Annotated in this window: 16 protein-coding genes; 5 read left to right on the forward strand and 11 right to left on the reverse strand. The window is 70.4% G+C overall.

The window, feature by feature from the left end:
- Positions 1 to 2: 2 nt before the first annotated feature.
- From CAP_RS40095 to tssI, 4 genes are all read right to left on the reverse strand, one after another.
- Positions 3 to 395 (reverse strand): hypothetical protein, encoded by a 393-nt coding sequence (locus CAP_RS40095; protein WP_044250871.1) that lies wholly within the window; start codon positions 393 to 395, stop codon positions 3 to 5.
- Between the two features lie 123 nt (positions 396 to 518).
- Complete coding sequence (locus CAP_RS40100) at positions 519 to 1,880, reverse strand: hypothetical protein (protein ID WP_156041578.1); 1,362 nt, start codon at positions 1,878 to 1,880, stop codon at positions 519 to 521.
- Positions 1,880 to 3,286 carry a hypothetical protein gene (locus tag CAP_RS46655; RefSeq protein ID WP_052376799.1) on the reverse strand — a complete coding sequence of 469 codons (1,407 nt, stop codon included), beginning with the start codon at positions 3,284 to 3,286 and terminating at the stop codon, positions 1,880 to 1,882. The genes CAP_RS40100 and CAP_RS46655 overlap by 1 nt, the downstream gene beginning before the upstream one ends.
- 66 nt (positions 3,287 to 3,352) lie before the next feature.
- On the reverse strand, positions 3,353 to 5,965 hold the full coding sequence (tssI, locus tag CAP_RS40110; protein ID WP_044250877.1) for a type VI secretion system tip protein TssI/VgrG: 2,613 nt from the start codon (positions 5,963 to 5,965) through the stop codon (positions 3,353 to 3,355).
- 302 nt (positions 5,966 to 6,267) lie between these two features.
- Between tssI and CAP_RS55450 the strand changes: the two genes are divergently transcribed.
- The 3 genes from CAP_RS55450 (at position 6,268) to CAP_RS51560 (ending at position 10,179) form a co-directional block, all read left to right on the forward strand.
- A complete protein-coding gene (locus CAP_RS55450; protein WP_269325002.1) occupies positions 6,268 to 7,929 on the forward strand; it encodes a GDSL-type esterase/lipase family protein in 1,662 nt (553 codons plus the stop codon).
- Positions 7,930 to 8,110: 181 nt separating this feature from the next.
- Entirely contained in the window at positions 8,111 to 9,544 is a 1,434-nt protein-coding gene (locus CAP_RS46660) for a serine/threonine-protein kinase (protein ID WP_052376800.1), read from the forward strand.
- A complete protein-coding gene (locus CAP_RS51560) occupies positions 9,544 to 10,179 on the forward strand; it encodes a tetratricopeptide repeat protein (RefSeq protein ID WP_052376801.1) in 636 nt (211 codons plus the stop codon). Before CAP_RS46660 ends, CAP_RS51560 begins: the two co-directional genes overlap by 1 nt.
- Here the strand turns inward: CAP_RS51560 and CAP_RS40130 are convergent.
- Entirely contained in the window at positions 10,167 to 11,684 is a 1,518-nt protein-coding gene (locus tag CAP_RS40130) for a YkgJ family cysteine cluster protein (RefSeq protein ID WP_156041581.1), read from the reverse strand. The genes CAP_RS51560 and CAP_RS40130 overlap by 13 nt on opposite strands.
- 10 nt (positions 11,685 to 11,694) lie before the next feature.
- The gene (locus tag CAP_RS40135; RefSeq protein WP_044250881.1) at positions 11,695 to 12,822 is read right to left on the reverse strand and encodes a hypothetical protein; all 1,128 of its coding nucleotides are present in this window, start codon (positions 12,820 to 12,822) and stop codon (positions 11,695 to 11,697) included.
- Between the two features lie 371 nt (positions 12,823 to 13,193).
- On the opposite strand from CAP_RS40135, the gene CAP_RS46665 reads away from it, so the two are divergent.
- On the forward strand, positions 13,194 to 17,231 hold the full coding sequence (locus CAP_RS46665) for a protein kinase domain-containing protein (RefSeq protein WP_052376802.1): 4,038 nt from the start codon (positions 13,194 to 13,196) through the stop codon (positions 17,229 to 17,231).
- A gap of 42 nt (positions 17,232 to 17,273) precedes the next feature.
- Complete coding sequence (locus CAP_RS40145; protein WP_231511984.1) at positions 17,274 to 18,260, forward strand: tetratricopeptide repeat protein; 987 nt, start codon at positions 17,274 to 17,276, stop codon at positions 18,258 to 18,260.
- Between the two features lie 150 nt (positions 18,261 to 18,410).
- Here CAP_RS40145 and rpsS read toward each other — a convergent pair whose 3' ends face one another.
- From rpsS to rpsJ, 5 genes are read right to left on the reverse strand one after another with little or no spacing between them, the layout of a single operon-like run.
- The gene (gene rpsS / locus CAP_RS40150) at positions 18,411 to 18,704 is read right to left on the reverse strand and encodes a 30S ribosomal protein S19 (RefSeq protein ID WP_044250887.1); all 294 of its coding nucleotides are present in this window, start codon (positions 18,702 to 18,704) and stop codon (positions 18,411 to 18,413) included.
- A 3-nt stretch (positions 18,705 to 18,707) separates the two neighbouring features.
- Positions 18,708 to 19,538: a 50S ribosomal protein L2 gene (gene rplB / locus CAP_RS40155; protein WP_044250890.1), complete on the reverse strand. Its 831-nt coding sequence runs from the start codon at positions 19,536 to 19,538 to the stop codon at positions 18,708 to 18,710.
- A gap of 2 nt (positions 19,539 to 19,540) precedes the next feature.
- Positions 19,541 to 19,846, reverse strand: a complete 306-nt coding sequence (locus tag CAP_RS40160; RefSeq protein WP_044250892.1) for a 50S ribosomal protein L23 — start codon at positions 19,844 to 19,846, stop codon at positions 19,541 to 19,543.
- A 27-nt stretch (positions 19,847 to 19,873) separates the two neighbouring features.
- Positions 19,874 to 20,497, reverse strand: coding sequence for a 50S ribosomal protein L4 (gene rplD / locus CAP_RS40165; RefSeq protein WP_044250894.1), 624 nt, complete (start codon positions 20,495 to 20,497; stop codon positions 19,874 to 19,876).
- Between the two features lie 41 nt (positions 20,498 to 20,538).
- The gene (rpsJ, locus tag CAP_RS40170; protein ID WP_044250896.1) at positions 20,539 to 20,850 is read right to left on the reverse strand and encodes a 30S ribosomal protein S10; all 312 of its coding nucleotides are present in this window, start codon (positions 20,848 to 20,850) and stop codon (positions 20,539 to 20,541) included.
- Positions 20,851 to 20,900: the final 50 nt, after the last annotated feature.

Below are 20,900 nucleotides of genomic sequence, written 5' to 3' on the forward strand. Positions count from 1 at the left end.
AGTCAGCCGTTCGCTGCGCGGGGAGGGAATTCGTCCTCGTCTTGGTCCTGCTCCTCAACGCCTTCGCTGCCATCGTCGACAGGCTCTTCCAGCTCTGATTTCAGGACGAATCGGACGTAAGGCCACCGGTTGATGCTCTCATCTCGGAAGGACTGCTGGATGATCCCCTCAAGTGGGGCAAGTTCAGACCAGTCATAGACGGGAGTTCCGGCTCCCTGCTTGTCCGTCAGGACGATCGTGATCTGAGCCGCGTTGTCACCGGTGGAGTCGATGTACGGGAACCAGGACCAGCTCTCCACGTTAGGGGAAGAAGGGAAGCGCGCGATTGCCTCCGTCAGGACATGGGAGATCTTTTCGGAGTCATCCTGCACCGCGCGGCTATCCTCGGTGGGCATGGGAGCAGGATGCCAGTTCGCATGAAGCTGTTCCATCTCTGGATGCGATGAGAGGTCTCAAGATTCCCCTCTGAACCTCAAGCAACCACCCACGATCTGCGAACTGGACCTGCTCCACTGCACTCAGGGAGCAGCGGCGGCAGCGCCGGGAGCAGCGCTTGTCAGCGGGCGGGAGTGGAAGAGGGCGAGGTGGCGGTCCTTGCCGCCCTGCTTCTCGTGGTAGCCGACGACCCAGAGGTCTTCGAGGGAGTGCGCGGCGAGGCTCCAGGGGCGGTAGGGCTCGCCCAGCTCGGGGTGGACCGGCATGGGGCGCTCGGTCCAGGTGCCGCCGCGGGGCAGGGCCCAGATGGAGCGGGCCTCGGGGCGGGATGCGGGTGGGCTGCCGAGAAGGACGAGCGTGCCGTCCTCTGCGAGATCGGCCTCGCCGATGTGAGGGGTGGGCGGCGTCGGGAGCGAGGTGAAGGACGCGCCGTCGAAGTGCAAGAGGAGCGGGAGTCGCTCGGTGCCGCGCGTGATGTTGCCGAGGATGAAGACGTTGTCGGGGGTCGGGCCGAGCATCTGGCAGGAGGTGAGTCGGGAGGGCTGGAGAGAGAGATCGAGCTCGCCCGAGAGCGGCAGGGGGATCTCGGTGCGGTTGGGAGGGCCGGGGCGGGACACGGCAAGGCGGGGTGGGAGGGATGCGCCGTTCTTCGGGCGGGTGGGCTGCTCCAGCACGAGGACGTGGCCGGAGGCGAAGCCGAGCGTGGCGGCGATCGCGACGTCGGGTTGCGGGGCGGGCTTGAAGGAGGAGCGCGGCGCGGGCTGGCCCGGGCAGTCGAGGGCGTTGACCTCCGCTTGCCAGGCGGAAGGGATCTCCCTGTCGTCGGAGATCAGGCCGACGAGGCAGCCGGCAGGTTGCTCCCAGAGGCCGCGGTAGAGGGTGTTGCCGCTCGGATCGTGGCGCGTCTCGTGGACCTTCTCCCAGCGATCGCGCCGGTGGCGGAAGAGGCGCTGGTACCACATGTTGTACTCGGCGCTTTGCGTGTCATGGTCGCGCCATACGATCCAGAGGGCGTCGGGCCAGCGTCCCTGGATGGCCTGCACGGAGCCATGGGCTTCGGTGCCGTCGTCGCCGTCGTCTGGAGAGAGACCACGGGCCAGGTGCGGCAGCATCTGGACAGCGTCGTGCTGGAGCAAGGCGAAGAGATCCGGGGCGTGCTCCAGCAGGACCGCGCCTCCCTGGAGGTGCCAGAGGGTGGCGCTGTGCACGCGAAGGTCGAGGACCTGGCGGAGGGCGCCGGCTGCGGCATGCGGCGGAGCGGCGGTGGGGTCGGCCGAGGGGCGCGAGGCGGAGGTCGTGGTGGTGGCCGCTGGGGAGGTCGCCGCTGGGCGGGGCTCAGGAGCCGTGCCGGTGCGGCATGCCAGGGGGAAGAAGGCGGTCGCCAGGAAGAGGGGCAACGCGCGCGCGGAGGGTGTCCACGGTCGGGAGGAGGACCTGGATGCCATCAGCGGTATCCGAGCGCCTCGCGCAGCTTGGCGGTGTCGATGAAGCCTCGCAGCGGGTCCTTGGAGGCCTGGACGTCGCGCCTCGTCTGCGAGACGCCCTGCCACTTGCCACCGGGGAGGTCGAGCTTCGTCCCCTCCTTTTCGAGCTTCGCCAGGGTGGGTAGCCAGCCGTTCTCGCGGTCCTCGTCGAAGGATTTGCCGTCGATGGTCATGAAGTTGCGGAACCCTTGCTTCGGGGTGGGGTTGGCCAGGGCCTCGGCGGAGGCGACGATCGAGATGTGGCCCCCGGCCTGGCGGTTGGCCATGAAGATGTCGCCCGGCTTCGGGACGTAGCCGTCTCCGGGGGGATGCCAGACCATCAGGCCGTTCGGGCTCCCCGCGGCGTTCTGGTTCTTCTTGAAGACGTCGAGGGCGAGTCCCTTCGCGTAGGCCTCCACCATCGTGAGGTTCTCGCCAGGTTGCCAGGCGCCGTTCAGGGCTTCGCGGTTGAGGAACTTGCCGAGCTCTGACTTCGCGATCTTGTCCTCGGGGCTCCCTCGCAGCACCCAGGCTTTCCAGAAGACCCAGGTGACGAAGTCGCCGCACCAGGAGTGGAAGTCGTTGGTGAGCGGCGGGAACTTCTTTCGGGCTGTCTGCTCCGCGGTCGCGCTGTCGGTCCCGGAGTCCGTCAGCCGTCGCTTCTCGCTCTGGTAGTCCTCCTCGCGCTTGGTGCGCGCGCTCGCCATCTCGTCGTGGGGCCTCCTGCAGGGGCCGCTCTCCTTCACGCCTGGAAAGGCGGGGAGGGTCTTGGGGCAGGTGGCGCCGCTCTGGCTGCCGTGGCGGTTCTCGGTGATCTCAAGGACGAGGGGCTTCCACTCGATGTGGTTCACGGCCTGCCACGCGATGTCGACGAGCCACTCCTTGGGGCTGATGATGGTGAGCTGGCCGTCGGCCTTGGGGACGTGGCTGTCTTTCCCGGGTTGCTCGGGCGCGCTGGACTGCGGGGTCGCCGGTAGGAGAGGCGGCGGGTCCGCGGGAGGAGGCGCCGGAGGCTCGGGCGGAGGCGCGGGGGGCGGCTTGTTCTTGCGGTCCACCACGTACGTGGCGCTGACGTTGCTCCCCACGCTCGGGCCCTGGAGCTTGACGATCACGTAGTCGCCGCTCGACGTCGCGCCGTACTCGTTACCGCCGACGAAGGGGTTGTCCCAGTAGAGCGTCACCGCGCCGCTCGAACCCCTGTAGACGACACGCCCTTCGGTGCCGGTCATGAAGCCGTCAGACTCGCCCGACCAGGAGGCGCTCCCCTCGCAGACCGGGGGAGGGGCTTGCTGCGGGGTGAAGATGCCGTGGTCCAGCGCGGCGTCCGCGAAGGACAGGATCTCGCCGGTCTGGTTGATCAGGGTGCATGCCACGCTGCGCGCTGCCATCGATCGCCCTCTCCTTCTTCCGTGCCCGCCTCCGTGCCCGCCTCCGTGCCCGCTTTCGTAACCGCCTCAGTGCCCGTGCGCCGAGGCGATCCGCGCCTTGGTCTCGTCGTCGAGGACTCCGGTGGGGTCGAGGCCCTGGTCTCGCTGGAAGGCCTTGATGGCGTCGGCGTACGCGCCCTCGGTCTGGCCCTCGGTGATCCGGTAGTAGCCGAGGTTCTTGAGGCGTAGCCGGATCCCGTGCGGGGTGTCCATGGGAGGGAGGTCGCCGAGCTTGAGGCGCCACCTCAGGGTCGGCTCCTGGTCGGGCTCCTTGATCCAGACCACGAGCTCGCCGGTGTCTGCCGTCGGAGGGAGGTCCTGCTCGACCATGCCGTCGTCGGTGGTCTGGCCCTCGTGGAGCACGCCGTCGACGCGCAGGTGGTACTTCTTGCGCGCGTAGGGTTTTTCGTAGACGTCGGCGACCCGGACGCGGAAGGCCTTGGGCGGCTCCGGCTTCTCTTCCGGCTCTTCCCAGTCGTCCACGGTGTCGCAGTTGAGCTTCACGAGCTTGCCCTGGAGGCTGGCGTCTTCTTCGAGCTTGAGGAACGCCTGGGGGGTCTTGAGGGTGATGGCCTTGGCGTCGATGAGCGCCTTGTCGGTGAGGTGCAGCGCCGGGCCCTTGCCGAGGAGCGAGACCGAGCCGCCGCCGAGGATGGTGATGGCCTTGGCGTCGAGCCTGATCTCGTCCGGGGTCAGCTCGATGACGCTGTCGCCGCAGGAGAGCCGGAGGGAGCGGGTCGCCTTCACCCGCACGCTGCCGGTGGTCGCGACCGCGCCGTCTCCGTGCACGTCGAGCGTCGCGACGGCCTCCTCGGCGTCGGTCCCGACCGTGGCGCCCAGTCGGCCCTTGACGGCGAGGTCGAGGTCCTTGCCCACCACGCTGCTCGCGTCGCCTTCCACGGCGAGGTGCTGCGAGCCCTTCACGGTGACGAGGCGGTTCTCGCCGACCCGCTCGATGGAGGTGCCCGCGGTGCTCCCGGTGCGGTTGCCCTGGACCGAGGTGGTCTGGTCATGGCGCACCACAACAGCGCGATCGCCCTGCACCGAGATCTGCTGGTCGTGGCCGATCATGAGCGCGTGGTCGTGCTGGACCACCTCGTCGAGGTCACGCTCCGCGAAGAGGAAGACCCGCTCCTCGCCGGCGCGATCGTCGAACGAGAGTTCGTTGGCGCCGCCTGCCCCCGGGGTGCTCTGGGTACGGAGCCCGCTCTTGGCCTTCTCCGCGGGCAGGGGGAAGGGCGGCGGGTGCGTCGCGTTGTAGAGGCACCCGAGCACCACCGGGCAGTCGGTGTCCCCGCCGAGGAAGCCGACCAGCACCTCCATCCCCACCCGGGGAATGTGCTGCGATCCGAAGGAGGCGCCCGCCCAGCTCTGGGCGACCCGCAGCCACGCCGAGGTGTTCTCGTCGTGCCGGCCGTCGAGGTCCCAGTGGAACTGCACCTTGATCCGTGCGTGCTCGTCGGTGTGCACCTCGTGCGCCTCTGGCCCGGTGACGACCGCCGTCTCCATGACCTGACGAGGTTGCCGCGCCGGAGCGCGAGGCCTGAGCAGGGTGGTCGCAGGGACGCAGGTGAAGCTGTTGCGGTAGGTGCGTTCCTGGGGGCGCCCGGACAGCTCGGGCGTGTGGCCCTCGTGGATGACGCGGGTGACGGCGTAGGTGCCATCGATGCTGTGCGAGGCTTCGGTGCGCAGCTCGAAGCTCCTCCCCGGCGCGAGGGCCCGCACCCAGCTCTCGCCGCGGCCAGCAGTGGCGCGGCGCTGGACCTGTTCGAGGTAGGTCTGCGCGCGCGCCGGGGTGATGTCGGGGGCGTCGAAGTCGGCGTGGTGCTGGTACACCCCGAGGGGCGGCTTGCTGGACGAGGCGTCTCCAACACGCGCGCTCAGGTTCAGGTTGGGGCGGCGGAAGTCGTGGTCGGTGAGGTGCACCGAGGTGGGCTTGAGCGCGCGCTGGAGGCCGAAGGAGAGGATTTCGTTGCCGGAAGGGGTGAGGCCTTCCTCGGGGCGGAGGGGCAGGGCCGCGGGCGCGTCGCCGCCGCCGACGGTGGGGTAGTGCGCAGGGGCATCCAGGAAGATGACCGGCGCGGATGCCGCGCTGCCTTCGCGGTCGCCGCTGCCCGCCAGCGCGTCCGCGAAGCAGAAGGCGATGCCCTCTTCGGCGGCGAGTCGCCGCACGAAGGCGTAGGTGGTCTCCCGGTACTGGACGCAGTAGTTGCGGACGGCGTAGGTGCGCGCGAGGCGCAGCTCCGCTGGGATCGACGCTTCCTGGAGGATGTGCTGCAAGATCTGCGGGACGGTCTGGTCCTGGAAGATGCGGCTCGTGGTCTGTCGTCGGAGCAGCGCGAGCGGGGGGACGAGGCGGAGGTGCCAGGTGGGGCCGGTGCGCGGGGTGAACGTGGCGGAGGCACGCACCTGGTCGACGAGAACCTCGATGCGACGTTCGATGCCGCGCGGGTCGCGCAGGATGAGGATCGCGTGGGTGCCGAGCAGCTCGGCGTCGCGCCCGTCGAGATCAGGAGCAACGTGGACCTCGAGCCGAAACGAGAAGAGGTCGGAGAGCACTTCGCGGCCCCGGAGGGAGACGATGCGAAGCTGAGCCGGAGAAAAAAGGCCGGTCTGAAGCTCGAAAGGATCACGGGTCACGAACCCGACGCTATCAGCTCGGCCCGTGGTTGGACGCTCGCTCGGAGGTGAGGAGATCCCGAGCCGGCCCTGGTCCGGATGGCATGGTGCCCCGGTCGTGGGTCAAGAACCGTGACGAGGAGGTGCGGGCAAGAGGGCAAGGGGTGCGTTGTGGGGAGGGGCGTTGCAGTCAGCGTGGCTCTGCCGGAGCTTGCGGCTATCCTGACGCTCCTGCGATGACACGACTCCCCGAGAGTGCCTCACGAACCCTCCCGCCGTCGGCCTGCAGGGACGTGTCGCCTGCCCGCGTTGATCAAGTTCCAGTGTGCACCAGCACGAAGCGCGGGCTGCCGCGGCGACGAGGCACGGGCGCAGGAATGGGCGCCGTGGTGCTGGGGGCGCTGGGGGCACTCGGAGCGCTCGGAGCGCTCGGGGCGCTGGCCGTGATCGGTGGGGGCGTGGCGCTGGGGTGCAGCGCGGTGAGTGAGCGGCAAGCTGCACCGGAAGGGGGCGCGGGGAAGAGTGCGCAGGCCGCGACGTCAGCGGCGCCTTCGGGATCCACGGGTGCGGGGGCGAGCGCTGGAGAGGCTGCGAGCACGGCAGGCGCGGAGGTGGTGCCCGTGGCGATGCGCGCAACCTCGGCGACGGCGCAGGCCAGCGCGGGCGCGATGGCGGCGGTGGGAGGAGAGCCCGCAGGCGCTGGAGCAGGAGCAGCAGGGCAAGGCGCGGCGGGGCAAGGCGCGGTGGGGCAAGGCGCGGTGGGGCAAGGCGCGGCGGGGCAAGGCGCGGCGGGCGCGGGTGCTGCCAGGACGCCGGGAGGCGCGGGCGCGGGCGCGACCAGCGCGGGCGATGCGTTCTACGAGGGGATCGAGAAGGGGGCGTCGACGCCGCGGCCAGAGGATGGGCCGTATGCGCGGTTCTTCGCGGCGCTGCGCGATCTGGAGCAGGGGCGGCGGAAGAGCCATGTGCGGGTGATGTGGCTCGGGGATTCGCACGGGGCGTCGGACTTCTGGAGCGGGGCGCTCCGGTCGGAGCTGCAGAAGAAGTTCGGGGTGGCAGGGCCGGGGTTCGTGCACCTGGGGTACTCGGCGTACAGGCACGATGGGGTGAAGCACGGGGTCGGGGGGAAGTGGCGGATGCGGCCGAAGGGGCCGTCGACGTCGGTGAAGACAGGGGATGGGGTGTTCGGGCTCGGGGGGATCCTGTTCATCCCCGAAGGCGGGTCGATGGCGCAGCTCAGCCTGACGGAGCCGGTGCCGACGGCGAAGGCGACGTTCGATGTGTGCTACCGGCTGACGGCGCCGCAGGACCAGGTGCAGGTGACGGTGACGGGGCTGCCTCCGGTGATGGTGAAGGCGACACCGGATGAGCCACCGGGGGCGGTGAGGCACCTGGTGCTGACCGGAGACGCGACGGCGACGCTGAGCGTGTCGGTGGCAGGAGGGGTGCCGGAGCTCTGCGGGGCGGTGATCGAGGCGGACGCGAAGGAGCGGCCAGGGGTCGTGCTGGATACGCTGGGGATCAACGGGGCACGGTTCGGGACGCCGCTGGCCTGGAACGAGGCGAGCTGGGCGGCAGAGCTGGCGCGGCGCGCGCCCTCGCTGGTGGTGCTGGAGTACGGGACGAACGAGGCAGGGGATTTCGCAGCGAATCCAGCGATGTACGGGCGGCAGATGACGCAGGTGCTGGCGCGGATCCGGCGGGTGCACCCGGAGGTGGAGTGTCTGGCGCTGGCGCCCACGGATCGGAACGACACGCCGGACAGGACGCCGCTGGTGCGGGACGCGATCAAGGATGCAGCGCGGACGAATGGGTGTGGGTTCTGGGATACGTACGAGAGGATGGGGGGGAAGGGGTCCATCTCGGCGTGGGGGCGTGAGAAGCCGCCGCGCGCTGCGAAGGACGGTGTGCACCTCGCCAGCCGTGGCTACCGGGAGCTGGGGACGAAGCTCGCGGAAGACGTGCTGCGGGGCTATCGGCCCTGATCCGGCTCGGGCGGCGTGCCGGAGGTGCACGCCGGGGAGCTTGGGGCGGGGGTGTACTGGGTCGGGAGGTGCCGCGGGCTGTGGGCTGGCGTGACGCCCAGGCTGGCCTCGATCCTGCTCATGCCGGGGCACGGTAGTTGGGCTGTGTGAACACACCTCACGGGCGCGTGGAGGGGATGCAGTGCTGCACGAAGACGACATCGCGGGCGGGCGATTCCGGCTCATTCAGCCGATCGGGTCCGGCGGTATGGCCAGTGTCTGGTGGGCCAAGCACGAGCTGCTCGGCCGCGACGTGGCGCTGAAGCTGTCTCCGCTCGGCAGGGATGAGCAGGTGGCCGCGCGGTTCGTGCGGGAGGCGGCGATCATCGGGAAGTTCCAGCACCGGAACATCGTGGGGGTGGTCGACGCGGGGGTGCTGCACGAGGGGGGGTACGTGTTCCTGGCAATGGAGCTGCTCCACGGGAAGCCGCTCGCAGACCTGATGGTGCCGAACCGGCCGATGGCGCCGAGCGAGGTGCTGCCGATCCTGATCGAGGTCTGCAAGGGGCTGGAGGTGGCGCACGCGGCAGGGGTGGTGCACCGGGACATGAAGCCGGAGAACATCTTCCTGGCGGAGGAGGCCGGTCAGGGGACGGTGCCGAAGATCGTGGACTTCGGGATCAGCCAGGTGGCTGACTCGTTCGACACGATCACGATGGAGGGGCAGCTCCTCGGGACGCCTTCGTACATGAGCCCGGAGCAGGCGCGCGGGGAGCGCAACGTGGATGGGCGCGCGGATCTGTGGGCGCTCGGGGTGATCCTGTACGAGGCGCTGACGGGGCGGCAGCCCTTCAAGGCAGACGGTCACCTGGCGGTGCTGCTGCGCATCCTGGAGGAGGATCCGGAGCCGCTGCCGCCGACGGTGCCGTTCGCGCTGCGCTCGATCGTGACGCGGTGCTTGCAGAAGGATCGGAACCGGCGCTTCCGGGACGCGGCGTCGCTGCGGGCGGCGCTGGAGGATGCGCTCGACGAGGGGATGGGAGCGCCGAGCACGTTGCCGCAGCCGCCACTGCCGAAGCCGTCGGTGATGGAGGCAGGGCGGGCCGCGCTGCGGAGCATGAGCCGGCGGCGGCGGCGGGGAGAGAGCTCGCTGGAGATCCTGTTCGGGAACGGGTCGAGCCTGGCGCGGTCGTGGCCGGCGGTGGGGTTCTTCGGGGGGGTGACGGCGGCGGCGGCGATCTTCGCGGGGATCATGTACTTCGGTCCCGGCGAGGCGGAGGCGTCGACGCTCGCGGAGACGCCGACGATGCAGGTGGGGCTCGCGGCGGCAGCGCGAGGCGCGGTGGCCGGGATGGGGAGGCGCGAGGGGCGCGAGGGACGCGAGGGGCGCGAGGGGCGCGAGGGGCGCGAGGGGCGCGAGGGGCGCGAGGGGCGCGAGGGGCGCAAGCCGCAGGGGTCGCGGCAGGCAGGGGCGGACGCGAAGCAGGAGCACGCCTGGGTCAGCGCGGGGAGCGCGGTGAAGTACGTCGATGTGGTGCCGGAGGCGGCAGGGGAGGCGATGGGCGTCTCGGAGGCGACGCGGCCTGCGTCGCCCGTGCGGAAGCGGAGTCACACCATCTCGAGGCCAGGCTTCTGATGCGCATGATGATCCTCCCCCGGAGCACAGGGTTCATGGCAGCGCTGGTGCTGGCGCTCTCGCTGGCAGCGCCGGCGAGCGCGACGGCGAGCGCGACGGCGAGCGCGACGGCGAGCGCGGCAGCGGGTGGGTCGACCAGCGCGACGACCAGCAAGCACACGCTGGCGCTGCGGCTGCGCTTCGCGGAGGCGCGGGGGCTGGCATCGGTGGGGCGCTGGGCAGACGCGCTGACGCGGTTCGAGGAGGTGGCGCGGGCGAAGCCGACGCCGCACGTGATGTTCCACATCGCGACGTGCAACGAGCAGCTCGGGCGATTGCAGGAGGCGGGGCGGATCTACCGGAAGGCGCGAGACGCGGCGCGCGGCAACGATGCGGGGGTGGTGGCGGAGTCGGAGAGCCGGCTACAGGCGCTGGAGATGCGGATGCCGCGGCTGACGGTGCACCTGGAGGGCGCGCCGGAGAAGGTGACGCTGCTGGTGGATGGGGTCGCGGCGACGGCTGCCGAGGTGATCCGGCTGGATCCGGGGCCGCACGTGGTGGTGGCGATGCGCAACGGGCAGCAGGTCGCGGCGGCGGCGCTGTCGGTGCTGGAGTGGCAGGCGCGTTCGGTGCGGCTGCGGATCTATCCGGCCTGATCCAGGGCGAGGTCTTCGCCATAGGCAGAGAGGCCGTGGCCGCGCATGGCGGCTTCGACGAGGGCGAGGGGGTGCGCGCTGGCAGGGTCGTCGAGGGGCTCGGCGTCAGGTTCGCCAGCGAGGGCGGCGAGGCGCAGGGACATGGCGCGGGCGACGAGGAGGCGGATGGCAGCGTCGCGGAGGCGATCGGCGAGCGGGATGCGCGCGGTGTCGTCGAGGAGCTGGTGGCCGTGGAGCGCTGCGCGCAGGTAGAAGCGCTCGTCGGCACGGGCGGCGGGCGCGTCGGCAGCGAGGGTGAGGGCGGCGAGGTCAGGGTGGTGAAGGGCGCGGGTGGCGGCGGCGATCCAGGTGATGGTGCGGAGGGCGAGGTCGCGCGGGCTGCGGAAGGCGGCGTCCTCGGTGGCGCGGCGGTGGGCGCGGCGAAAAAGGGCGCCGAGCCAGGGGAGGAGGGGCTCGGGGGTGAGAGGCTCGGGAGCCTCGAAGGCGTGGGTGGCAGCGGTGAGGTCAGGGCCGGTGCGTTCGAGGGTGGCGGCGAGGGTCCAGAGGGCGCTCGGGATGTCGTGAGGGGGTGAGGCGGCGAGGAGGGCGCTGGACCAGGCGAGGAGGTCGGCGCGGGGGGCGGTGGTGTGGGAGGTGATGTGGAGCCGGGCGGGGAGCTCGGTGATGTGGAGGGCGGAGGGGAGGTCGGCGCGGGTGCGCGGGGGGTGCGGGAGGCTGGCGAGGAGGGGCGCGCCGTGCGGGGAGGGTGACGCGGCGCTGGCGAGGACGCAGGCGCACTCGACGAGCACGGAGACGCGGACGTGGTGGCCGTCGTCGACGATGCTGACGGGGAAGAGCTGGCAGCCGAGGGGTTTGGCAGCAGCGCCAGCGGCGGCGTGGATGGCGCAGCGGTCGTGGGGATCGAGGTAGGCGCAGCGGCCGTCGATGAAGGCGACGGCAGCGCCTGCCGTGGGACCAGGGCCACGCTCGGGGAGGAAGGCGCGCGCAGGCTGGTCGCCAGCATCGAGGAGGAGGGGGAGCGCGGCGCGGGCGCGGGCAGTCTCCGGGGGGGAGAAGAGGACGGTCGTGTAGAAGCGGCAGCAGCTTCCGTGGCCGTCGCAGTGGAGGGTGAAGTCGGGCAGGAGGTCGATGGGGTGCGCGGTCGCGGGGAGCGCGGCGGGGGCGTCGGCGAGGCGCGCAGGGGTGGGGGTGGCGGACGTGGAGGTGGACGTGGAAGGGAGCGGGGCGGGGCCATCTTCGAGGAGGCCCGCGGCGTGGATCTGTTCGAGGAAGGCGCGGAGGGCAGGGGCGCGGGCGCGGGCGCCTTCGCGGGCAGCGGCGGCGAGGATGCCGTCAAGGTCGCGGGTGCCGTCGGCGCAGGCGAGCAGGCCCCAGGTGCGGGCGTCGAGGACGAGGCGGGCGCCGGTGCGGGCGTCGTGGAGGATGATGCGTTCGTCGCCGTCGACGATGTGGCGGCGGGCGCGCGCGTGGTCGGCGAGCCGCGGGCGCGAGGGCAGCGGGCTCACGCGCGGAGGCTCACTGGGGGGCCTGGACAGGGACGATGGTGCTGATGCCGGCGCCGTACCAGGCGATGCTGCTGAAGGCCTGGATGAGGCAGGCAGAGCCGTCGGCGTTGCTGATGTCGACGAGGTTGCCGCCCATGTCCTGGGGGAAGCGGGAGAGGCCGTAGACGCGGTCGGCGTAGATGCCGATGCCGTACATGTTGCCGTAGTCGCCGACGATGCCGTCGTTGCAGCCGGCGCGCTTGACGATCTGGCCGCGCATGCTCTTGGTGACGGAGCCGGTGGTGGCGGTGGCGAGGGCGTTGACGTTGATCTCGAGGAGGGTGTCGACGACGTTGCAGTTGGTCGTCGAAGGGGGGTTCGGGCAGTCGCGGACGGTGACGAAGCCGAGGGGGTTGCCGTTGTTCTCGGCGAAGGCGATGTCGCCGGAGAGCTCCCAGGCTTTGCCGACGTTGGCGTAGGTGTGGCCATGGCCGTCGTTCGCGGGGACGACGCCGAAGGTGCCGCGGCGGGCGATGTTGCCGTCCTGGTCGACGGACCACAGCTCGCCGGCGGTGTTGCCCGCGATGAGGACCTCGCGGTCGGGGGCGAGGACGCCGCGGGGGACGAAGGCGAGGCCGTAGAAGCTGGTGCCGCTCGGGTTGTTGAGGGAGATGGTCTCGGCGCAGTGGACCTGGGTGCCCTGGATCTCGAGGCGGTAGACGTGGTCGGAGCTGATGCCCCAGATCTCGCCGGTGGAGCTGACGGCGAGGTCGGTCATGGAGCCGTCCTGGCCAGTGCCGCCCACGCAGTCGAAGAGGCCGACGTACGAGAGGGCGAGGGGCTGGGCGCCAGGGTCGCCGCGGTAGAGCGCTGCCCTGTCGTGCGCGTAGAGGGGCGGGGGCGGGAGCGGGGTGGTCTCCTCGACGCCGCCGTCGAAGAGGCTGCCGCCGTCGCCTCCTCCCCCGGGGCCGCTCGCGGGGCCGGAGCCGCCGCCCCCTTCGCTGGAAGATGAGCCACCCTCGCCGCCGATGTTCGAGCCGGTGGCACACCCGGGGGCAAGGGACAGCGCAGAGGCCGTGAGCCCAATCACTGCTGCCAGGGCCAGGCCGAGGGTGGTGGCGCGGCCCGGGTGGTTCCCGGCGTCATGCGGGGGCGTCATCTGCGGGCTTGTACACCGGCGCGTGCGATCCTGCTGCGGCATTGGCCCGAATCCGAGGCCGACGGCGTCCGGGTGTCAACCCTCGCGCACGGGCCGGAGGCCTGGAAACAGCAGGCGCCCCCACGCGCACCCGCGCTTCCCCGCTCTGTCTGCGACACGGTGTAGGCGTGCGTGCAGGTGGTGGTCAGGTGGTGTTTCTCCAGGCGCGGCAGGCCCCGTCGCGGCTGTCGCGGCCGTCGCGGCCGTCGCGACCGTCGCGGCAGCGCGCGACAGCGGCGCTGTTCAACGAGGAACACCGCGGTAGAAATGGCGTTTCTGCAGGTGGGTGGCGCTGGATCCATCTTCTGGCGTCCTGCTAGCATCGCGGTCCCATGGCGCTCGAACGGTCCCCCAGCGGGGGCTCGCCCTCACGGCTCGGTAATTACGAGCTGATCAAGGAGCTCTCCGGCGGCGGAGCTGGCTCCGTGTGGCTCGCCCGGGCCGACGCGGCCGCAGGTGGCGCGGCGTCAGCGCCCGTGACGATGTTCCGCCTCTACCGGCAGCTCACGAAAAAGGCGGAGATCATCGAGAGCGTGCTGCGCGAGGCCGAGGCGGTGCTCCCGGTGCGGGCGCCGAACATCCTCCCCATCGAGGAGGCGCGCGTCGTCGACGGTGAGGTGGTGGTGGTGTCTCCCTACGTGGAGGGGGAGCCGCTGATGGCGGTGATGGTGGCCGCGGGGATCAACGAGACGGCCAGGGGGGCGGCGGCGGTGGCGGCGGCGCAGGGGATGCCGCTCGGGGTGGTGCTGCGGATCGCGGCCGATGTGCTGCGGGCCCTGGTGGCGACGCATGGCGCGGAGCCCTCGCTGATGCACGGGGAGCTGAGCCCGCAGCACGTGCGGATCGGGGTGGACGGGGTCACGCGGGTGGGCGGGTTCGGGGTGGCGCGCGCCGTGGCGCCGCTGGTGCCGATGGGGAGCAAGAGCCACGAGCGGCTCGCGTACGCGGCACCCGAGCGGGTGAAGGCGATGGCGTCGCACGGGGAGACGCCGCTCAAGCCGGCGGGGGATCTGTTCCCGGTCGGGGTGATGCTGTGGGAGCTGTGCGCGAAGCAGCGGCTGTTCGCGTCGAAGCTGGAGGCGGCGATCATCCAGAAGGTGCTCACGACGCCCATCCCGGCGCTCTCGACCATGGAAGGGATCGAGGTGCCCGGGATCGTGGACGAGGTGATCCAGAAGGCGCTGAAGCGGGATCCGGCGCAGCGCTACGGGAGCGCCGAGGAGATGCTCGCCGCGCTGGAGGACGCCGCGGGGGATCTGATGGCGGGGGCCGCGGAGGTGGCGGCGGCGCTCGACAAGCTGTCAGGGAAGGTGATCGAGGCGCGGAAGACGATGATCACCGCGGCGCTCCTGGGGAAGGGCGCCGGGGCGGCGGTGAGCGCGGGGCCGACGTCGCGCAGGCGCGGCGCGACGCTGGTGGGGGTCGCAAACCCGCTGGCCGAGGGCGCAGGGCGCGGAGGGGCGGGGTCGCGGGTGGCGATCACCGCGCCGTCGCCGAAGGCGCCCGCAGGGGGCCACGCGGCAGCGGCGGAGGAGACCGGGGTGCGCAACGCGGCAGGAAAGACGCAGCCCCTCGACGTCCCCCCGGAGGAAGGGGTGGACGCCGCCTGGGGCGAGGACGCTCCGGGGCGGCCACGCATGGGGACCCTGGTCGGGTTCTCGACGCCGGAGGCGACGTCTGCGGCAGTCGCAGCCGTCACGGGAGCGTCGGTGCGGAAAGGCATCGATGCTCCATCGCCTGGAGGGAGCAGGGTGCACGGAGGGGGAGAGGGCGTCATGGGCGCGGGGAACAAGCGGGCTGCGCTCGCTTCCGATGCCGGTGCTGGAGCGGCTGCCAGGATGGTCGAGGAGAAGGCTGTGGAGGCGCAATCCACGGAGAGAAGCTCTGCAACCCCGGTCCCGGCGGCGTCGACGACCCGGGCTTCCACTGCGCGGGCGTCTGCGCCGGACCTCAGCGCGCGGGCGTCTGCACCGGACCTCAGCGCGCGGGCGTCTGCACCGGACCTCAGCGCGCGGGCGTCTGCACCAGACCTCGCGACGGTCCGGGGTTCGTCCCCCGGAGCGGTGACTGCCGGGGGAGCGTCGACGATCAGCGCGGGGCTCGTGCCGTCGTCAGAGCCGGAGCGCAAGGAGAGGGAGGGAGAGGCACCCATCTCCGCGTCGCCCACCACGGCGAAGTCGAACGAGCTCGCCAGGCCGGGCGTGCCGGCTGCTCCGAAGCCGCTGGCCAGCAAGCCGACGGCATCGCGCGGGTCAATCCGACCCGGTGCGCTCGGGACCAAGTCGGCGCCGCTGAAGCCAGGGTTCGCGCCGCCTCCGAAGGCCGAGCTCCCCATGGCGCGCGCGATGCCCGCACGCTCCGACATTCCGACGGCGATGGCGCCGCTCGCCATCCCATCCTCCACGGCAGAGGGGCTCCGCGCGGTGGAGCACGTGCCGCCGTCGAGCACCGCGAAGCCCACGCCCAGCAGCACGCCCACCAGCACGACGAAGCACACACCCACGGGGCCTCAGAGCGTCCTCAAGCAGCGCGGGCGCGCAGCGTCGGCGGTGGACCGGCTCGGTCCCGGGAGCACGCTCGGGCGTTACGAGATCCTGATGCCCGTGGCCAAGGGGGGGATGGCCGCGGTGTGGGCGGCGCGGCTCCAGGGGACGCGGGGCTTCCAGAAGATCGTCGCCATCAAGACGATGCTGCCGGACGTCTCCGACGATCCGGATTTCCAGACGATGTTCCTCGACGAGGCGCGCGTCGCAGCGCGCATCCGTCACCCGAACGTGGTGGAGATCCTCGATCTTGGCGAGGAGAACGACGTCCTCTACCTGGTCATGGAGTGGGTCGAGGGGGAGACCGTGGGGACCCTGCAGAAGGCGGCCAAGGCGCTCGGGGGGGTGCCGCAACGCATCGCGCTGCGCATCGCCTCGCAGGTCTGCGCGGGGCTGCAGAACGCGCACGAGCTGCGGGACGACAACGGCACGCTGCTCGATCTCGTCCACCGCGACATCTCGCCCGCGAACGTGCTCATCTCGGCCTCGGGGTTCGTGAAGATCGTGGACTTCGGCGTGGCGAAGTCGAAGGGGCGCCTGCACGTGACGCGCGCGGGGGGCATCGTCAAAGGGAAGACGCCCTACCTGTCGCCGGAGCAGCTCGGCGGTCTCCCGCTCGATCGGCGCAGTGACATCTTCTCGCTGGGCGCGCTGCTCTACGTGCTGGCCACGGGGCTACACCCGTTCCGGGGCGAGACGGAGATGCAGACGGTGGAGAACATCGCGCTGCGGAACCCCATCCCTCCGCATGAGCTGAACAAGGCGATCCACCCGGAGTTCGAGAAGATCATCCTCAAGGCGCTGGAGAAGGAGCGGGCCATGCGCTGGTCCACCTGCGCCGAGATGCAGAGGGCGCTCGACCAGGTGGCGACGCAGCTCGGGCAGCCGACCACCGACGAGGACGTGGCCGAGTTCGTGCGCGAGGCCATGGGCAGCGTGCTCACGAAGCGTGCCCAGGAGCTGCGGGAGGCCATCACGACGGTGGACGCCTCGGCAGCGGAGTCGAAGCCCGCTGCGTCGGGCGGGGGAAGCGTCGAGGGGGCGGCGCGGACGACGTCGGTGGGACTGGTCGCGGACAACGCGGAGACGGCAAGGAAGAGCGCGCCGGCGATCAGCAATCCCGATCTGCTGGAAGAGATCCAGGTCGAGGGGGAGCCAGAGCCGAGCCCGCAGGCAGACCTGCCACGGCTGGTGATCGCTCCCTCGGCACAGCCGCCACCGCTCGAGCCGCAGGCGGCAGCGCCGGCAGGAGATGCGCACGCCGCTTCGGCACCCGTCGGGTTCGTGGCACCGCTGCGCGATGGGGACGCGACGACGCCAGGGCGCTACCTCACGGAGAAGGATCGCCGGAAGAAGGTCCAGCAGCGGGTCGTGGCGGGGGTCGGGGCAGCCGTGCTCGGCGTGACGCTGATCGCGCTCTTCGCAGGCGGAAGCGATCCGCACAAGACGGTGGCCGCCGAGACGGCTACGCCCGCGCAGCAGGCTGCGCCCGAGCCAGTGCCGACGCCGACTCCAGTGCCTCAGGTGCCCGAGGCGCTGGCTGCACCTCCATCCGAGCCGCCGCCGGCAGTGGAGGAGCAAGCCCCCACGCCTGAAGACGGCGCCGCGGCCGCAGCGAAGGAGCCGCAAGCTGCCGCGGCCGCGGGAGCTGACGCGACGACGAGCAAGGCGCCCACGGCCAAGGCGCCCGCGACCAAGGCGACGACGACCAAGGCAGTGACGAAGGCGCCCGCGACCAAGGCGACGACGAAGACGCCCACGACCAAGGCGCCCACCAAGACGACCACGAAGAAACCGGGGAAGCCGTTCAACCCCACGGAGATCTGAGCAGTGCGTTTGCCGTCCTGGACCCGAGCTGTACCGTTCTGCGTGCTGTCGTCCCTGGCGCTCGGCGCCCTGCCCTCGACGCAGGCCTACGGACAGACTGCGACGTCGACCGCCCCGTCGCCCGAGGACCTCAAGAAGGCCCGAGCGGCGATGACGAAGGGCGTCGCGCTCTTCAAGGCGCATAAATATAACGAGGCGATCATCGAGTTCCGCGCCTCTTACGCGGCGGTGGCGAGCCCCAACTCGCGGTTCCAGGTCGCGCGCGCGCTCGCGGCGCTGGGCGAAACGCTCGATGCGTACCTGGAGTACGAAGGGGTCATCGAGGACGCGACGGCGCGCGCCAGCGAAGGCAAGTACGTCGATACGATGGAGAACGCCGTCGTCGAGCGGGACCAGCTCGGGGAGAAGCTCGCGCTCGTCACGATCGACGTGCTTCATCCGGAAGCGGCAGGGGGTCTGCAGATCGGGGGCAAGGAGGTGCCGCGTTCGCGCTGGGGCAAGCCGTTCCCCGCGAATCCTGGTCCCGTCGAGGTGGTGCTCAGCTCGACGGCAGGGCCCCCCGTGCGGGAGACGCTGACGCTCGCGGTCGGTGAGAAGAAAGAGCTGAGCCTGGACCCAGCACCGGTCGCAGGGCCGAGCGATGGTGGTGGCGCCGAGGAAGAGGTGATCGTGCCCGCCTCCCGCCGTGCCTTGCGGCCTTATGCTTATGTCGCCGGAGGGGTGGGGGTCGCGGGTTTCGGGCTCTTCACCGTTGCAGGGCTCATGGCCAGCAGCACGTACGCGGATCTTTCGGAGACGTGTGGCGGTCGCTGTCCGGCGAGCCGGCAGTCCGACGTCGACGCTGGCAAGACGCAGCAGACGCTGGCGAACTTGGGGTTGATCGTGGGCGCTGTGGGGATCGCGGCAGGCGCCACGCTGTTCGTGCTCAGCGTCACGGGCAGCGAGTCGGCGAAGGACGCCGACGAGACGACAGCGCGCACGCAGCTCCTGCTCGGCCCTGGCTACGCAGGTCTGCGCGGCACGTTCTGAGGCGACGACAGCCAAAAGAAAACCGCCGCATACCCTGGTGAGCACCGGGGGTATGCGGCGGCTTCTTGCTTCACGACCTGGAGCCGAGCGCGCGGAGCCCTGTCGGAGCGTGAGGGAGGATCCCCCTGCACGCCCCGATGGGCTGCGCCCTCAGCGGCCGCCCGGCTTCGAGACCTTCGACTTCTTGTCGCCGGAGTGTCCGTGGAAGGTGCGGGTCGGCGCAAACTCCCCGAACTTGTGGCCGACCATGTTCTCGGTCACGAACACCGGCACGAACTTCCTGCCGTTGTGAACCGCGAACGTCAGCCCCACTGCTTCGGGGAGGATGGTCGAACGACGCGACCACGTCTTGATGACCTTCTTCGCGCCTGTCGCCTGGGCCGCCTGAACCTTCTCAAGCAGGTGGCCGTCGATGAAAGGCCCTTTCTTTACGCTCCTAGGCATGGGTCAACCCTTGGTCCCGCGTCGCCGGACAATCATGTTGTCAGTCCGTTTGTTGTTCCGCGTCTTCAGCCCCTTGGAGAGCTGGCCCCACGGCGAGCACGGATGCCTGCCGCCACTGGTCCGCCCCTCGCCGCCGCCCATCGGGTGGTCAACGGGGTTCATGGTCACGCCACGGTTGTGCGGCCTCCACCCAAGCCAGCGGGTGCGGCCCGCCTTGCCGAGGCTGATGTTCGCGTGATCCGTGTTCGACACCTGGCCGATGGTGGCCCGGCAGTCGAGGTGCACGCGGCGGATCTCACCGCTGGGCAGCCGGACCTGCGCATGGTCGCCGTCCTTGGCCATGAGCTGTGCGCTCACGCCCGCGGACCGCACGAGCTGTCCACCCTTGCCGAGCTTGATCTCGATGTTGTGGATCGAGGTGCCCGGCGGGATGAAGCGCAGCGGCAGGCTGTTGCCCGGCTTGATGTCCGCGTTGCGGCTGGAGACGATGGTAGAGCCCACCACGAGCCCGTCGGGCGCGAGGATGTAGCGCTTCTCGCCATCGCTGTAGTGCAGCAGCGCGATGCGTGCCGTGCGGTTCGGATCGTACTCCACCGAAGCGACCTTCGCGGGAATGCCGATCTTGTCGCGCCGGAAATCGATGATGCGGTAGCGCTGCTTGTGACCACCGCCACGGAACCGCGAGGTGATGCGGCCGTAGTTGTTACGGCCGCCCGTCGCGGTCTGCTTGGTGAGCAACGAGCGCTCGGGCTCCGACTTCGTGATCTCCTTGAAGTCGCTGACCGAGTAGAAGCGTCGCCCCGGCGAGGTCGGTTTGAAGTTCCTGATACCCATGGCTACTCCGTCTTCTCCTCGTCGAAGAACTGGATCTCGTCGCCCGCTTTCAGGGTGACGATGGCCTTCTTCCAGTTGCGCAGCTTCGCGTAGCCACGGCCCATGCGCTTCTCTTTGCCGCGCAGAACCATGGTGTTCACGTCAACCACGCCAACCTTGAAGAGCGCCTGGATGGCGTCCTTGATCTGGATCTTGTTCGCCTCGCGGCGGACCTCGAAGATGACCTTGTTGTCACCCTCGCGAAGTCGGCTCGACTTCTCGGTGAGGATGATGGGCCTGCGGATGATTTGCTCGGGCGTGAGCTGCATGGAGTGTCTCCTTCTCCTCCAAAGCCTCTAGCGGAGGCAGCGCGCCTCGAGGGCCTTGGCCGCATCCCGCGACACGACGAGGTGATCGTGCCGAAGGAGGTCGTAGACGTTCACACCCTCGGGGGGCAGGAACTGGTGCTCGGCAAGATTGCGGATGCTCTTGACGAGTTTCTCATTGCTGGGGCTGTCCACCACCAGCGACTTCTTGCCGGCCTGGAGCGCCTCCAGGGTCGACACGAGCGCCTTCGTCTTGATCTCGGGGAGCTCCAGCGTATCGAGGACGATCAGCCGGTTCTCCTTCGCGAACAGCGAGAGCGCGCTCTTCAGCGCCCCGATGCGCACCTTGCGCGGCGGCCGGTAGGACCAGTCCTGCGGGGACAGCGCGTGCGCGTGACCACCACCCGGATGGTGGGGCGCGCGGATGGATCCTTGCCGCGCCCTGCCGGTGCCTTTCTGACGATAGAGCTTCTTGGTCGACCCAGCGACCGCAGAGCGCTCCTTCGTCGCTTTCGTCCCTGCCCGCCGTGAGGCGAGCTGGGCCTTCACCACCTCGTAGAAGAGGTGTTCCTTGACCTCGGCCCCGAAGACATCGTCGGACAGGTCGAGCTCGCCGACTGCCTCCCGCTTCAGGTTGTAAACCGTCACTTTCATGGATCGTGCGCTCCAGGCGGATGGTTACTTATCCGCGGCCTTCAGCTCTTGATCTCCACATCCACACCGGCGGACAGGTCGAGCTTCATCAGCGCGTCCAGAGTCTGCTGGGTGGGCTCGATGATATCGAGCAGCCGCTTGTGCGTTCGGATCTCGAACTGCTCGCGCGACTTCTTGTCCACGTGGGGGCCACGCAGCACGGTGTACCGGCGGATCTCGGTGGGCAGGGGGATGGGCCCTGCCACACGCGCGCCGGTGCGCTTTGCGGTCTCCACGATGTCGCTGGTCGACTTGTCGAGCAGCTGATGATCGAACGCCTTGAGGCGAATGCGGATCTTGGTCGTCTCAGCCATGGTGCGTTTTCCTTACGCCAGGATCTTCGTCACGACGCCGGCGCCCACCG

Origin of the sequence: Chondromyces apiculatus DSM 436 (genome assembly GCF_000601485.1) — a bacterium.
Taxonomy (GTDB): domain Bacteria; phylum Myxococcota_A; class Polyangia; order Polyangiales; family Polyangiaceae; genus Chondromyces; species Chondromyces apiculatus.

Bases quoted from the DNA above. Each gene is read 5' to 3' on its own strand.
- rpsS (WP_044250887.1), bottom strand. From the start codon at position 18,704: ATGCCTAGGAGCGTAAAGAAAGGGCCTTTCATCGACGGCCACCTGCTT.
- CAP_RS51560 (WP_052376801.1), top strand. From the start codon at position 9,544: ATGCGCATGATGATCCTCCCCCGGAGCACAGGGTTCATGGCAGCGCTG.
- CAP_RS46655 (WP_052376799.1), bottom strand. From the start codon at position 3,286: ATGGCAGCGCGCAGCGTGGCATGCACCCTGATCAACCAGACCGGCGAG.
- rplD (WP_044250894.1), bottom strand. From the start codon at position 20,497: ATGAAAGTGACGGTTTACAACCTGAAGCGGGAGGCAGTCGGCGAGCTC.
- CAP_RS46665 (WP_052376802.1), top strand. From the start codon at position 13,194: ATGGCGCTCGAACGGTCCCCCAGCGGGGGCTCGCCCTCACGGCTCGGT.
- CAP_RS40095 (WP_044250871.1), bottom strand. From the start codon at position 395: ATGCCCACCGAGGATAGCCGCGCGGTGCAGGATGACTCCGAAAAGATC.
- rpsJ (WP_044250896.1), bottom strand. From the start codon at position 20,850: ATGGCTGAGACGACCAAGATCCGCATTCGCCTCAAGGCGTTCGATCAT.
- rplB (WP_044250890.1), bottom strand. From the start codon at position 19,538: ATGGGTATCAGGAACTTCAAACCGACCTCGCCGGGGCGACGCTTCTAC.
- CAP_RS40100 (WP_156041578.1), bottom strand. From the start codon at position 1,880: ATGGCATCCAGGTCCTCCTCCCGACCGTGGACACCCTCCGCGCGCGCG.
- CAP_RS40135 (WP_044250881.1), bottom strand. From the start codon at position 12,822: ATGACGCCCCCGCATGACGCCGGGAACCACCCGGGCCGCGCCACCACC.
- CAP_RS40160 (WP_044250892.1), bottom strand. From the start codon at position 19,846: ATGCAGCTCACGCCCGAGCAAATCATCCGCAGGCCCATCATCCTCACC.